This window comes from Agrobacterium sp. P15N1-A (assembly GCF_044626815.1).
In the GTDB taxonomy this organism is placed as follows: Bacteria; Pseudomonadota; Alphaproteobacteria; order Rhizobiales; family Rhizobiaceae; genus Agrobacterium; species Agrobacterium leguminum.
In genome coordinates this window covers 584,106-595,945 of record NZ_JBIUPF010000001.1, presented here as the reverse complement: position 1 = coordinate 595,945, position 11,840 = coordinate 584,106, and the positions used below count along the sequence as shown (strand labels likewise).

The 11,840-nt window shown below is 60.2% G+C and carries 14 protein-coding genes; 4 read left to right on the top strand and 10 right to left on the bottom strand.

Annotation, left to right across the window (positions count from 1 at the left end; translation table 11 throughout):
• Positions 1-167 precede the first annotated feature (167 nt).
• Positions 168-1,412 carry an MFS transporter gene (locus tag ACIK7D_RS02915; protein ID WP_400155574.1) on the bottom strand — a complete coding sequence of 415 codons (1,245 nt, stop codon included), beginning with the start codon at positions 1,410-1,412 and terminating at the stop codon, positions 168-170.
• Between the two features lie 235 nt (positions 1,413-1,647).
• On the opposite strand from ACIK7D_RS02915, the gene ACIK7D_RS02910 reads away from it, so the two are divergent.
• From ACIK7D_RS02910 to ACIK7D_RS02900, 3 genes are all read left to right on the top strand, one after another.
• Entirely contained in the window at positions 1,648-2,565 is a 918-nt protein-coding gene (locus ACIK7D_RS02910; RefSeq protein ID WP_080817338.1) for a diacylglycerol kinase family protein, read from the top strand.
• Between the two features lie 275 nt (positions 2,566-2,840).
• On the top strand, positions 2,841-4,217 hold the full coding sequence (locus ACIK7D_RS02905; protein WP_164865559.1) for an aspartate aminotransferase family protein: 1,377 nt from the start codon (positions 2,841-2,843) through the stop codon (positions 4,215-4,217).
• 59 nt (positions 4,218-4,276) lie between these two features.
• On the top strand, positions 4,277-4,747 hold the full coding sequence (locus ACIK7D_RS02900) for an OsmC family protein (protein ID WP_080817336.1): 471 nt from the start codon (positions 4,277-4,279) through the stop codon (positions 4,745-4,747).
• A 3-nt stretch (positions 4,748-4,750) separates the two neighbouring features.
• Here the strand turns inward: ACIK7D_RS02900 and ACIK7D_RS02895 are convergent, their stop codons facing one another.
• From ACIK7D_RS02895 to ACIK7D_RS02865, 7 genes are all read right to left on the bottom strand, one after another.
• Positions 4,751-5,140 (bottom strand): PIN domain nuclease, encoded by a 390-nt coding sequence (locus ACIK7D_RS02895; RefSeq protein ID WP_400155573.1) that lies wholly within the window; start codon positions 5,138-5,140, stop codon positions 4,751-4,753.
• On the bottom strand, positions 5,137-5,367 hold the full coding sequence (locus ACIK7D_RS02890) for a type II toxin-antitoxin system VapB family antitoxin (protein ID WP_080818769.1): 231 nt from the start codon (positions 5,365-5,367) through the stop codon (positions 5,137-5,139). Before ACIK7D_RS02890 ends, ACIK7D_RS02895 begins: the two co-directional genes overlap by 4 nt.
• 66 nt (positions 5,368-5,433) lie before the next feature.
• Positions 5,434-6,939: an AMP nucleosidase gene (amn, locus tag ACIK7D_RS02885; protein ID WP_400155572.1), complete on the bottom strand. Its 1,506-nt coding sequence runs from the start codon at positions 6,937-6,939 to the stop codon at positions 5,434-5,436.
• Positions 6,940-7,044: 105 nt separating this feature from the next.
• On the bottom strand, positions 7,045-7,218 hold the full coding sequence (locus ACIK7D_RS02880) for a hypothetical protein (RefSeq protein WP_003509979.1): 174 nt from the start codon (positions 7,216-7,218) through the stop codon (positions 7,045-7,047).
• Between the two features lie 10 nt (positions 7,219-7,228).
• A complete protein-coding gene (locus ACIK7D_RS02875; RefSeq protein WP_020809511.1) occupies positions 7,229-7,411 on the bottom strand; it encodes a hypothetical protein in 183 nt (60 codons plus the stop codon).
• A 158-nt stretch (positions 7,412-7,569) separates the two neighbouring features.
• Entirely contained in the window at positions 7,570-8,166 is a 597-nt protein-coding gene (locus tag ACIK7D_RS02870) for a hypothetical protein (protein WP_400155571.1), read from the bottom strand.
• A gap of 162 nt (positions 8,167-8,328) precedes the next feature.
• Entirely contained in the window at positions 8,329-8,667 is a 339-nt protein-coding gene (locus tag ACIK7D_RS02865; RefSeq protein WP_080817333.1) for a DUF2147 domain-containing protein, read from the bottom strand.
• 601 nt (positions 8,668-9,268) lie between these two features.
• Between ACIK7D_RS02865 and ACIK7D_RS02860 the strand changes: the two genes are divergently transcribed.
• Entirely contained in the window at positions 9,269-9,532 is a 264-nt protein-coding gene (locus tag ACIK7D_RS02860) for a sel1 repeat family protein (RefSeq protein WP_003524109.1), read from the top strand.
• A 434-nt stretch (positions 9,533-9,966) separates the two neighbouring features.
• Here ACIK7D_RS02860 and ACIK7D_RS02855 read toward each other — a convergent pair whose 3' ends face one another.
• Together ACIK7D_RS02855 and ACIK7D_RS02850 are read right to left on the bottom strand one after the other, a co-directional pair.
• Positions 9,967-11,079, bottom strand: coding sequence for a pyridoxal phosphate-dependent aminotransferase (locus ACIK7D_RS02855; protein WP_400155570.1), 1,113 nt, complete (start codon positions 11,077-11,079; stop codon positions 9,967-9,969).
• Positions 11,080-11,235: 156 nt separating this feature from the next.
• On the bottom strand, positions 11,236-11,583 hold the full coding sequence (locus ACIK7D_RS02850; RefSeq protein ID WP_035240153.1) for a hypothetical protein: 348 nt from the start codon (positions 11,581-11,583) through the stop codon (positions 11,236-11,238).
• Positions 11,584-11,840 lie beyond the last annotated feature (257 nt).

Sequence of the window (11,840 nt, the reverse complement as noted above, 5' to 3'; positions counted from 1 at the left end):
CGGTCTCGGCAAAGGCAATCGACTGCTACTGTCGCTAGACATCTAATGATGCTCCGTTGAAATCCGCGCCGTGCTGATTGGCCTGCGCGTAAGGCCGTGTTGCGCCTGAAACAGAAAAGAGTCAAGCGCCCGATTGTGAAATTTCCGTAAGCTGCGATAGGGCCGGCTCAGGCCGCCTTTTCGCGCCGTTCGACGGTGACGGAAACAAGGAAAACGCCAAGTCCGAGAAGGGAAAGAACCGCGCCGACATAACCGTTGGAGGCGTAACCGAAACCCATGGCGATGACGAGGCCGCCGAGCCAGGCACCGAGCGCATTGGCGATGTTGAAGGCGGAATGGTTGGAGGCGGCGGCCAGCGTCTGCGCATCCTGCGCCACATCCATCAGCCGCGTCTGCACGGCCGGACAGGCGGCGAAACCGCAGCCGATCAGGAACACGCAGAGGCAGAGCATGAAGGGATTATCCGCCGTCATGCCGAACACGGTCATGACAAGCACGTTGAAGGCGAGCATGCCGCCAATCGTGCCGTTGAGCGAGATATCGGCCAGCCGCGAGCCGACCACATTGCCGACATTCATGCCGATGCCGAATAGCGCCAGCACCATGGAGACGGTGGAAACCGGCATCATCGCCACATCAGTGGTGGTCTTGGCGATATAGCTGAACACCGAGAACATGCCGCCGAAACCGACCGACGCGATGGCAAGCGTCAGCCACACCTGCACGCGGCGGAAAGCGCCGAGTTCGCGCCACACGCTGGCGCCTTCCTCCACCCTGTCACGCGGCTGGAAGAACCAGAGCAGGGCCACCGTCAAAAGCGCGATGCCGCCGACCAGCATGAAGGCCGCGCGCCAGGAAAGCAGCTGGCCGAAGAAGGTGGCGAGCGGCGTGCCGAGCAGGGTGGCGATGGTGAGGCCGAGCATGACGCGGCCAACGGCGCGGGCGCGCTTATGGATCGGCGCCATGGAGGCCGCCACCAGTGCCGCAACCCCGAAATAGGCTCCATGCGGCAGGCCGGTGATGAAGCGCAGAACGGTGAAGCTCAGGAAATCCGGTGCGACGGCGCTCAGGATATTACCGGCCGCAAAAAGCCCCATCAGGCCGAGAAGCAATGTGCGGCGCGTCATACGCGCGGCAAGAACCGCGATGATCGGCGCGCCGATGACGACGCCGAGCGCATAGGCGGTAATGACATAACCAGCCTGCGGAACGGTGACGCCATAGGTCGTGGCGACGTCAGGCAACAGGCCCATGATGGCGAATTCGCCGGTGCCGATGCCGAAGCCGCCGGCGGCAAGCGCCAGTTCGATGAGCGCGATGGCAAGCGGGGAGAGGGCCACGGCAGGGGCGGTCGTGTAAACGGTTTCATTCTCCGCGCCAGGGCGGGCTTCGGAAATATTCGACTGGCTCATCGTGACCTGAAAAGCGGGAAGGGCCCACAGAAAAAAGGGCAAGACCGTATGGGAGCGGTCTGCCCTGACTGGAGATGCGCGGTCATGAAAATGACCTTAAGTGATCCCTAACATGAAATGATGCGTTGCGGTAGAGCGATTCTCGGCAAAAGAGCATCTTCACGCGATGGTGTTCGGAACCCTATATAGGGTCAGGCATTTACGCGCGGCTGCCTTACTGAATCGGGTTGGAAACATGAAGCTCATTGCAATTTTCAATCGTGACGGCGGCACGTTTCGCACCACTGACATGGAGGCCTATTGCGACCATGCCCGCGAGGTCTTCACCCGCGCCGGCCACGCCATCGATTGCCGTCTGGTCTCCGGAAAGGATATCGTCGAGGAAATGGAGCGCGCCGCCGATGAGCCGGGCATTGAAGGCATCATTGCCGGCGGCGGCGATGGCACGATTTCCGCAGCAGCCGCCATCGCCTGGAAACACGGCATCGCGCTCGGCATCGTTCCGGCCGGCACAATGAACCTGTTCTCCCGCTCGCTGAAGCTGCCGCTCGATATTCGCCAGGTGCTGGAAACGCTGGCGAATGGCGAGATTGCCAGTGTCGACATCGCCAGCGCCAATGGTCGTATCTTTGTCCATCAGTTTTCCGCGGGCCTGCATTCGCGCATGGTACGCTATCGCAACAATCTGGCTTTTGCTTCCCGGCTCGGCAAGATCAAGGCGAGCATCCGCGCCGCCATCAGCGTCATCCTCAACCCGCCGGTCTTCGAGGTGCAATATACCGTCAACGGCAAAACGCAGCACCGAAAGGTCTCGGCGATTTCCGTTTCCAATAATGAATTCGGCCAGAATTCGCTGCTGGTGGCGGATAATGTCTCGGGCGGTCATCTTGGTTTCTATCTCACCGATCCGCTGCGTCCGTCCGGTGTTGCAAGGCTTGCCTTCGACATTCTGCGCGGCAGGCTGAAGGAAAACGCCGCCGTGACCGCCATGACCGTGACGGATGTGGAGTTGCATTTCCCGAAGAAACGCCATGACCTGCGCTGCGTCATCGATGGCGAATTGCTGCCGATGGAGCGGGACGTGGCGCTGGAGGTTCACGCCGGCGAATTGAAGGTGCTGGTGGGGCGGTCGTTTTTCGCACAGCGCAACTGACCGCGAATTGGCGGTTGCCGCTTGTTTCTTCTCCCCGCCGGGGAGAAGTCCGCGGCAGCGGGATGAGGGGCAAGCTCTCCGCCTATCTCCGCGCTTGCCCCCTCATCCGGCCCTTCGGGTCACCTTCTCCCCGGTGGGGAGAAGAAACCAGGCCGCCTCCGCTTGTCCAAGCCGCCCCCTAAAAAACGCCAGTCTTGCCAAACCGAGGCCGCCCGGCCATGTTCGGCAGGTGCGGTGGCGTGAGCGCCGTCGCCTTTATGGGAGTGCGATCTGTCATGAATGAAATCTCCAAGCCGATGTCCAATCTCGCCGCCATCGATGCCGCCCATCACCTCCACCCCTTTTCCGACATGGGCAAGCTGAATGCCGCCGGCACCCGCATCATCGAGCGTGCCGAAGGGGTGTTCATCTATGACAGCACCGGCAAGAAATATCTCGACGCCTTTGCCGGCCTCTGGTGCGTGAATATCGGTTACGGACGCCGCGAGATCGCCGATGTCGTGCAGCGCCAGATGAACGAGCTGCCCTATTACAACGCCTTTTTCGGCACCACCACGCCGCCCGCGACGCTTCTGGCGCAGAAGATCGCGTCGCGCGCCGGGCCGAAGATGAACCATGTCTTCTTTACCAATTCCGGGTCGGAAGCGACCGATACCTGGTTCCGCATGGCGCGCGTCTACTGGAAAGCGCTCGGCCATCCGACGAAGACCAGGGTAATCGCAAGACGCAACGGCTATCACGGCTCGACGGTCGCCGGCGCTTCGCTTGGCGGCATGAAATGGATGCACGAGCAGGGCAACCTGCCGATCGAGGGCGTGGCCCATATCGGCCAGCCCTATTGGTATGCCGAGGGCGGCGATCTTTCGCCGGCCGAATTCGGCCTGAAGGTGGCGCGCGAACTGGAAGCGAAGATCGATGAACTCGGCGAGGAAAATGTCGCCGCTTTCGTGGCCGAACCCATTCAGGGTGCGGGGGGTGTTATCGTGCCGCCGGAGACCTACTGGCCGGAAATCGCCCGCATCTGCAAGGCGCGCAACATCCTGCTCGTCTCCGATGAGGTGATCTGCGGTTTCGGCCGTCTCGGTTCCTGGTTCGGTTATCAGCATTTCGGCGTGGAGCCGGATTTTGCGCCTGTCGCCAAGGGCCTGTCTTCCGGTTACCTGCCGATTGGCGGCGTCATCGTCTCGGATCGGGTGGCGGAGGTGATGTTGTCTGAGGTCGGTGACTTCAACCACGGTTTCACCTATTCCGGCCATCCCGTCTGCGCCGCCGCCGCCCTGGAAAACCTCCGCATCATCGAGGAGGAGGGACTGGTGGAACGGGTGCGCGACGATATCGGCCCTTATTTTTCCGAGGGCTGGAAAAGCCTGACGGATCACGAACTGGTCGGCGAGGCGGTGAATGTCGGCCTGATGGGTGGCCTGCAGATGACGGCCGACAAGGCGACGCGCCGGCGTTTCGCCAAGCCGGACGACATCGGAACCGCCGTGCGCAACCATTGCCTGGCAAACGGCCTTGTGATGCGCGCCACCGGCGACCGCATGCTGGCCTCACCGGCGCTGACGATCAGCCGCTCGGAAGTGGATGAGATCATGGAAACGCTGCGCAAGGGGCTCGACCACCTGCGCGATACGCGGGAGCATTTCCAGTAAAAGTGCGTAGCGGTTTTACGTCCGGAAAATGCGACGAAAAACTCTTAGGGAGGACTAAAATGGCAGGACAGGAACATCATTACGCCGTTCAGGTGAAATGGACGGGCAATCGCGGCAAGGGGACTTCGGGCTATCGCGACTATGAACGCGACTATACGATTTCCACGGCGGGAAAGGCTGACATAGCCGGCTCCTCCGACCCCGCCTTCCGCGGCGATCCCGCCCGCTGGAACCCGGAAGATCTGCTGGTCGCCTCGCTCTCGGCCTGCCACAAGCTGTGGTACCTCCATTTCTGCTCGGTCAACGGCATCATCGTTGAAGACTATGTCGACAATGCTGAGGGCACGCTGGTGATGGAGAAGGATGGCGCGGGGCAATTCAGCGAAGTGGTGCTGAAACCGGTCATCACCATTTCGAAAGGCGATCCGGCCAGAGCGGATGAGCTGCACCATGATGCACACGAGAAATGCTTCATCGCACGCTCGGTGAATTTTCCCATCCGCGTGGAGGGGACGGTGAAGGTGGTTTGAGGCTCACGCCAGTCGCAGACCGAGATGATCGGCCATCGGCTGAAAGTCTCGGTCGTTTTGCAACAGCTTTTGCCCGTGCTCGATACAGTAGGTACCGATAATGAGGTCGTTGCTTTTTCTGATCGTATAGCCGCGCTCCCGCAGGAAGCGGTAATTGGCGGCGGCTTTGATGGCGAGCTGGGGCGACATCATCGCGACGCAGGGAAATTCGCCCAGCATCTGCTCAAGGCGGCGCGCATGATGACCGTCACGCGCGCCTCTAAGCACCTCAAGAAGAATGATATCGCCGATCAGAATTTCGCCCTGCGCCATTAAGGCGCGAAACTTGGCGGAGAGGGTAGGCGCGTCTTTTCGAATAAATGAAATCCAGGCAGAGCTATCTGCTACGATCATTTGGCTTTCTTCACATCCCAGTCCGTCTCAGCATCCCAATCCGTCCGCATCTCGTCCAGATCACCTTCCCAGCCCATGCCCTCCAACGCATCGAGGGCGCGCATCTGACGATGAATGCGCACCAGATCGCGCAACGCCTTTTCCACTGTCGCCTTTTTTGTCGAAAGACCGGTGATTTCCATCGCCTCGGCAAGCAAGGCGTCATCTAGTTCAATGTTGGTGCGCATCGAAAAATCCTTGGTGTATCGATTTTCGAAACGATACACCAACGACGCTTTCCGCGATATCTGTTTTTACTGGAACGCCGTCTCGTAAAAGCTTCGAAGCTTGCGCGAATGCAGCGTTTCCGTCGGCATGGCGGCAAGCTTCTGCACGGCGCGGATGCCGATCTGCAAATGCTGCGCGACCTGGGTGCGGTAAAACTCCGTCGCCATGCCCGGCAGCTTCAATTCACCATGCAGCGGCTTGTCGGAGACGCAGAGCAGGGTGCCGTAGGGCACGCGGAAGCGGAAGCCATTGGCGGCGATGGTGGCCGATTCCATGTCGAGCGCTATGGCGCGCGATTGCGACAGGCGCTTGACGGGGCCGGCCTGATCGCGAAGTTCCCAGTTGCGGTTGTCGATGGTGGCGACGGTGCCGGTGCGCATGATGCGCTTCAGCTCGAAGCCCTCGTAGCCGGTGACTTCCGCAACAGCACCTTCCAGCGCCAGCTGCACTTCGGCAAGCGCCGGGATCGGCACCCAGACCGGCAGGTCGTCATCCAGAACGTGGTCCTCACGCACATAGGCGTGCGCCAGAACATAATCGCCAAGCCGCTGGCTGTTGCGCAGGCCGGCGCAATGGCCAACCATCAGCCAGGCATGCGGGCGCAGCACGGCGATGTGGTCGGTGATCGTCTTGGCGTTGGAGGGGCCGACGCCGATATTGACGAGCGTGATGCCGGCATGGCCCTTCTTCTTCAGGTGATAGGCGGGCATCTGCGGCAGGCGCGCGAGCACGGCATCCGTTTCCGGCTTGTCGCAACCGGCAGGGGTGACGATATTGCCCGGCTCCACGAAAGCCGTGTAACCCTCGCCGCCATTCTTCATCAACTGCCGCGCCCATGCGGCGAATTCATCGATATAGAACTGGTAGTTGGTGAACAGCACGAAGTTCTGGAAATGGCTGGCGCTGGTTGCCGTATAGTGGCTGAGGCGGGCCAGCGAATAATCGATGCGCTGCGCGGTAAAGGGGGCGAGCGGCGCGGGTTCGCCCGGCACCTGGTCATATTCGCCATTGGCGATGAGATCGTCGGTATTGTTGAGGTCGGGCGTATCGAAGAGATCGCGCAGCGGCACGTCGGACAGCGAGGAGGCAGCCGCCGCCTCGACATAGGCGCCTTCGCCGAAAGCGAAATGCAGCGGAATGGGCGTGGCCGATTCCGACACCGTGACCGGAACGCCGTGGTTCTTCATCAGAAGCCCCAGCTGTTCCTTGAGGTAATGGCGGAAAAGCTCCGGCCGGGTGATGGTCGTCGTGTAAACGCCGGGGGCGGTGACATGGCCGTAGGAGAGACGCGAATCGACATGGCCGAAGGTGGCGGTCTCAAGGCTGACCTGCGGGTAACAGGCGCGGTAACGGCCGGCAATCGGCGCGCCCTTGGCAAGTTCGGTGAAGGAATCGATCAGGAACGCCGTATTGCGTTCGTAAAGCGCGATCAAAGCCGCCACAGCTTGTTTCGGGTCCGTGAAGGACTGCGGCGCGAAAGGCTCGGGGCTGATGAAGGTGAGGGGCGGAATCGTTCGTTTTGCTATTGTCATGGCCCATTATAAGAGGCCAATTTCGACAGGCAAGCGACAGAAATACGAAGAAACTGAAAAGAAACGCAAAAAGGCAGTTCGAATAACAGCGGGTCGGCAGAAATTTCAGCCGAGCGCGCCACGCTGCAGGCTCATCAAAAGCACGAAGCCGGCGCCCTTGGAGGCGGGGCGGGGATCGGCCTTGTAAACCGCAAGTCCGGCGACCGGACCGAGAAAGATCGAGGCCATCAGCACCAGCCGCAGCGCGGAAAACAGGCCGTTGGAAAAACTCGTCGTCATCGGCCTGTCCTCACAATACGACGGGGCAATTGGCGGCGGGCGACGGACTGTGCTGGCAGGCGATTGCCGCGCCGGCATTCACCCGCTGGAAACTGCGGTTCGGATTAACGACGAGCGAGGCGAAGGACATGGCGAAGATCGCCATGAGAAACGCGAAGATTGCCAGTCGGCTGATCAGCTTTGCCATGTCCATTCCCCTTATTGGAGTTGATGGACAGAGTTTTGCCACACTCGGACTGAACGGACCCTGAGACCCCGGTTCATATGGCATTCAGGGATGTTAACGGGCGGTGACATGACAGATTGATGCCGCAATGCCGCCGGGCATCTCGCGGGCCACCCGCTTTTCGATCAGGACAGAGGGGCTTCCGCATGTGCCGCAAGATCGGTCACCAGGGTCTCGAATGCCTGAAGCTCAGTCACATCGACAACCGGCACGCGGTGCTCCTGCGCGGATGCCAGCATGTCCGTGTTTTCCCGCAACGAACGCTCGATGAAGGCGTCGATGATCTGCCGTTTCTCAGCCGTTGCATCTTCATAGCGGGCGTGAGAGCGCATTCTCTCGAGAAGAAAATCATTGCCGGCATGAAGAAAGACACCGGCGACCGTGCCGCCAAGCAGGGGCGAAATGAATTCTGGCCGCAGGGCCGCGCCCTCGAAGATTGTGGGAGTGCCGATGGCCGACCTGCTGTGGATCATCGTGCGGATCAGCGGCCAGATGTTCTGATGATGTATCTTCAGGAACCAGTGGATCGTTTCCGCCGAGAGCCGTGCGTAATATTCTTCCACCGGTGCCGGAATGGCCGGCCATGGCCTTCCCGGATGGCGGGCGAGGCTGTCGGTCGATATTGCCTCGCAGCGCAGCCTTTCGCTCAGCAGGCCGGCAAGGGTGCTTTTGCCGACATGCGAGGTGCCCGCAATCAGGATTGTCGAAAGGGTGGGGCGCATGCGTCGCTCTCGTTGGTGTTGGGCGCAACGATACATCAACGGATATATGGCTTCCATGCGGCGTGCGTCCGCAGTCTCAGGCGAAATCCCTGGGCGGTGCACCGCGCCGTCAGGCGGGAGACCGCAGGCGGCAGGACAGAAGCCCGCCCGCCGCCCTGTCGATTAAAGCCGCGTCCAGGTCTGCGATTTGCACAGAACCTTCAGCACGCAGCCCTTCATGCTCAGCGAGTTGCCGGAAACGGTGCCGGAGCCGCTATAGGTCTTGTCATTGGCGGGATCGGTGATTTCACCCGAATAGCTGTTTCCCTTGCCGGAAAGCTTGCCGATCTGTTTTCCGGCGTGTTTGCCGGTCTTCAGCGTCACGCAGAAAGCGCCGCCGCAGGGGCCGATCACGGCGGTTTCGCCACTGGCGGTCTTCCAGTTGCCCTCGATTGCCTCGGCGGCAACGGCAAGGTTGCCGCTCAGCATGAGGGCGGCGGCAATCGTCATTATACGCTTCATAAAATTCCTCCCGAAATTCGCGCAGGCTTTCTCGAGCCGGCGGCTCAAAGACGCGATTGCGCAGATCAAACCCTTTTGGCGTGCGAATGCGCCATCTCTGGCCCAAGCCGCCTGCGGCGCAACGATTGCTCCTTGCACCGCGCTATCCTGTGCCCGTTTCATCCTCATGACGGGCAGGGCGGATAGTATTTGACGTTCACGTAAAAGGAAACAGAAATTTGCGGCCCCGGCGCGGCATTTGCAGCGGCGGGATGAGCGAAAGAGGGGGGAATTCGAAAATCGCTGTTTTGATCGTGGTGAAGGAAGGGTTTAAATCCAATTCTAAACTTTTCGTAAAATTCGCCGCAAAGTCCTTAATTTCCGCGGCTCGTGATATTTAACGAAAACCCAATTTTACCAATCGTTTGCAGTTTGTTTGCGGCCCATTAATCATGCCTTTTAAGCGACCGTTGAAGGCCCCGTGGCATAGTGAACTCATCAAAAGCGCAGGGAAAACCTGCCGGACGAAAGGACAAAAAAGCCGCAAAAGACGGCAGGTCCGGACGATGGCCTCGACAAGAAGGCGAATGATGAAACAGGCAGAAGGACAGGGATTAAAACAATGGCACGCTTTGAAATTCGCGATATCGAAATGGCTGCCGGTGGCGAAACCCGCGCCGACACTCTTTGCAATCTCGGCCTGGTCTATGCGACCGGCCGGGGCTGCAAGGTGGACCTGATCGCCGCCCATAAATGGCTCAACATCGCCGCGATCCGCGGATCGGAAAGAGCCGCTTCGCTGCGCGCCGATCTCGCCCGCAACATGACGAAATCGGAACTGGCCGAAGCGCTGCGCGCCGCCCGCGACTGGATGACGATGCACTGATCGACCCAGCCATTATTGAGATTGCCGGTCCGGTTCCCTCCAGTCCCGATGACCGGCGCAAAGGAAAGTAAACCCGAAGGGGAACGCGGCGAGGGCTTTGAAAAGGGCTTTTGCGCTGACACATCAAACCGCGACCGGCAGGAACAAGGCCGGCGCGGTTTTCTTATGTTTGGCGATGTCTCTTCGCCGGAAAACGATTCGCGGGCAGGGGCTTGCGGGGGGACGTTGAATCGCATTCGCATCACCCTGTCATGAGGATGAAACCGCCACGGCAGGCATGACAGGTGCGGTTTTCGAATCGCTTCCTTCTTCCGTCATGCCGGACCTGATCCGGCATCCAGCCACGCCGCGTTTGCGGCGTGAAAGGGTCTTTCGCGATCAAGGGCTTGATCGCGCTGGATTCCGGCTCAAGGCCGGAATGACGGCACTCAATATCAGCCCAGCGCCTTGATGACCTTGGGCAGCGCCTGTCCGAACAGATCGAGCTTGTCACCCGGCCCCACGCTCACGCGAATGCAGCGGTTGAGCGGCGCGACGCCCGGCATGCGGATGAAGACGCCATGTTCCATCAGCCCATCGACGATGGCGCGGGCATAAGCCCCGTCGCGGTGGCAATCGATGGTGACGAAATTGGTGGCGGAGGGGAGCGGTGAAAGGCCGTTATTGCGCGCGATTGCCGAAATCCGCTCACGGGCGTCGGAAATTTTACCAACGACTTCATGCAGATAGGCCTGATCTTTCAGGGCCGCCAAAGCGCCGGCGACCGAAATGCGCGCCATGCCGAAATGGTTGCGGATCTTGTCGAAGGCTTCGACATTGCCGAGCGTGCCGATGGCGTAACCCACGCGCGCACCCGCCAGCCCATAGGCTTTCGAGAAGGTGCGCATGCGCAGGATGTTCGGCTGGCCGATCAGCGCGTCGATGGCCGGCACGGCGCTGGCCGGCGCGGTTTCGCAATAGGCCTCATCCAGAATGAGCAGGCAGGTTTCCGGCAATGCGCGGGCAAAGGCGACGACTTCGCTCGCTTCCCACCAGCTTCCCATCGGATTGTCGGGATTGGCGAAATAAACGAGCGGCGCATTTTCCCGGATGACGAGATCGAGAAGCCCGTCAAGGTCTTCGTGATCGTCGACATAGGGCGTGGTCACGAGTTTCCCGCCAAAACCGTTCACATGGTAATTGAAGGTGGGGTAGCCGCCAAAAGAGGTGACGACAGGCGTGCCCGGCTCGACGATCAGCCGGGCGATCTCGCCCAGCAGCCCATCGACGCCGCTGCCGATGGCGATATTGCCGCGTGCAACGCCATGGTGGATGGCAAGCGCTTCCTTCAACTCGTAATTTTCCGGATCGCTGTACATCCATGTCTCCGCCGCCGCATCGCGCATGGCCAGAAGCACGGAAGGGGCGGGGCCGAAGCCGCTCTCATTGGCGCCGATACGCGCTTCAACCTTCAGGCCACGGTTGCGCTCGATGGCCTCCGGGCCGACGAAGGGAACGGTTGAGGGAAGCGAAGCGGCAAGCGGCGTGAGGCGGGAAAAGGCTGACATTGGCTGAGAGTTCCGGTACCTGTGTTTAAAACCCGGCTCACAATAGGTGCAAAAAAACCGGACGCAAGGCGCAGCCGGTTGCGGCACGACTGTTTTGGAACAGAATTTTACGTCCCGGCGAGGAGACGGAAAAGCCATCGGCCTGTCATGTCGGGGTCACGCGTTGGTCTCGAAGCTCAGGCGTCGCACATGGTGCAGGAACTCCGCATCGATCAGCATGTTGAAGCCGATCGTCACTTTTTCCTCTTCGCGGCGGATCAGCGTGCAGCCGATCTCGTCGCGGATACCGAGAATTTCCAGATAGAAATTGGCCGGCATTTCCAGATCGGGGCTGACATCCAGTTCCGCGCCGTAAAGGGAAATGGTCCGCACCAGGCAGCGCATGGTGTCCTTGGCGCTGAGATGATGCCCGATGAAGGTGATCTTGCCGGGCCGGTCGATCTGAAATTTCTCGTACATCTCGTCCTGGGGGACGTTCTGACGGGGATCCATATGCAAAGCCATGACAACCTCCCGGATTGCCTCTTTTGATGCCGATTTTAACGCCGCTTCCTTGCCAGGGCATGAAGGAAATGCGCGCAATTGTCTGTTCTCTGTCTCGATCTCGACCAATCTTCCCTTCGGAAGCCGATGTTTCCGCTATGGAAATGCGTTCGGCCCCATCCGGTTTCAGCCTGTGCTGATACTGCGTCACGCTTGCACGGGGCTGGTGTTGACTGGGGCCGTACTTGGCGTTACGCCTGAGCCTTGCAATATCGCAT

Bases quoted from the DNA above. Each gene is read 5' to 3' on its own strand.
- ACIK7D_RS02915 (WP_400155574.1), bottom strand. From the start codon at position 1,412: ATGAGCCAGTCGAATATTTCCGAAGCCCGCCCTGGCGCGGAGAATGAA.
- ACIK7D_RS02910 (WP_080817338.1), top strand. From the start codon at position 1,648: ATGAAGCTCATTGCAATTTTCAATCGTGACGGCGGCACGTTTCGCACC.
- ACIK7D_RS02905 (WP_164865559.1), top strand. From the start codon at position 2,841: ATGAATGAAATCTCCAAGCCGATGTCCAATCTCGCCGCCATCGATGCC.
- ACIK7D_RS02900 (WP_080817336.1), top strand. From the start codon at position 4,277: ATGGCAGGACAGGAACATCATTACGCCGTTCAGGTGAAATGGACGGGC.
- ACIK7D_RS02895 (WP_400155573.1), bottom strand. From the start codon at position 5,140: ATGATCGTAGCAGATAGCTCTGCCTGGATTTCATTTATTCGAAAAGAC.
- ACIK7D_RS02890 (WP_080818769.1), bottom strand. From the start codon at position 5,367: ATGCGCACCAACATTGAACTAGATGACGCCTTGCTTGCCGAGGCGATG.
- amn (WP_400155572.1), bottom strand. From the start codon at position 6,939: ATGACAATAGCAAAACGAACGATTCCGCCCCTCACCTTCATCAGCCCC.
- ACIK7D_RS02880 (WP_003509979.1), bottom strand. From the start codon at position 7,218: ATGACGACGAGTTTTTCCAACGGCCTGTTTTCCGCGCTGCGGCTGGTG.
- ACIK7D_RS02875 (WP_020809511.1), bottom strand. From the start codon at position 7,411: ATGGACATGGCAAAGCTGATCAGCCGACTGGCAATCTTCGCGTTTCTC.
- ACIK7D_RS02870 (WP_400155571.1), bottom strand. From the start codon at position 8,166: ATGCGCCCCACCCTTTCGACAATCCTGATTGCGGGCACCTCGCATGTC.
- ACIK7D_RS02865 (WP_080817333.1), bottom strand. From the start codon at position 8,667: ATGAAGCGTATAATGACGATTGCCGCCGCCCTCATGCTGAGCGGCAAC.
- ACIK7D_RS02860 (WP_003524109.1), top strand. From the start codon at position 9,269: ATGGCACGCTTTGAAATTCGCGATATCGAAATGGCTGCCGGTGGCGAA.
- ACIK7D_RS02855 (WP_400155570.1), bottom strand. From the start codon at position 11,079: ATGTCAGCCTTTTCCCGCCTCACGCCGCTTGCCGCTTCGCTTCCCTCA.
- ACIK7D_RS02850 (WP_035240153.1), bottom strand. From the start codon at position 11,583: ATGGCTTTGCATATGGATCCCCGTCAGAACGTCCCCCAGGACGAGATG.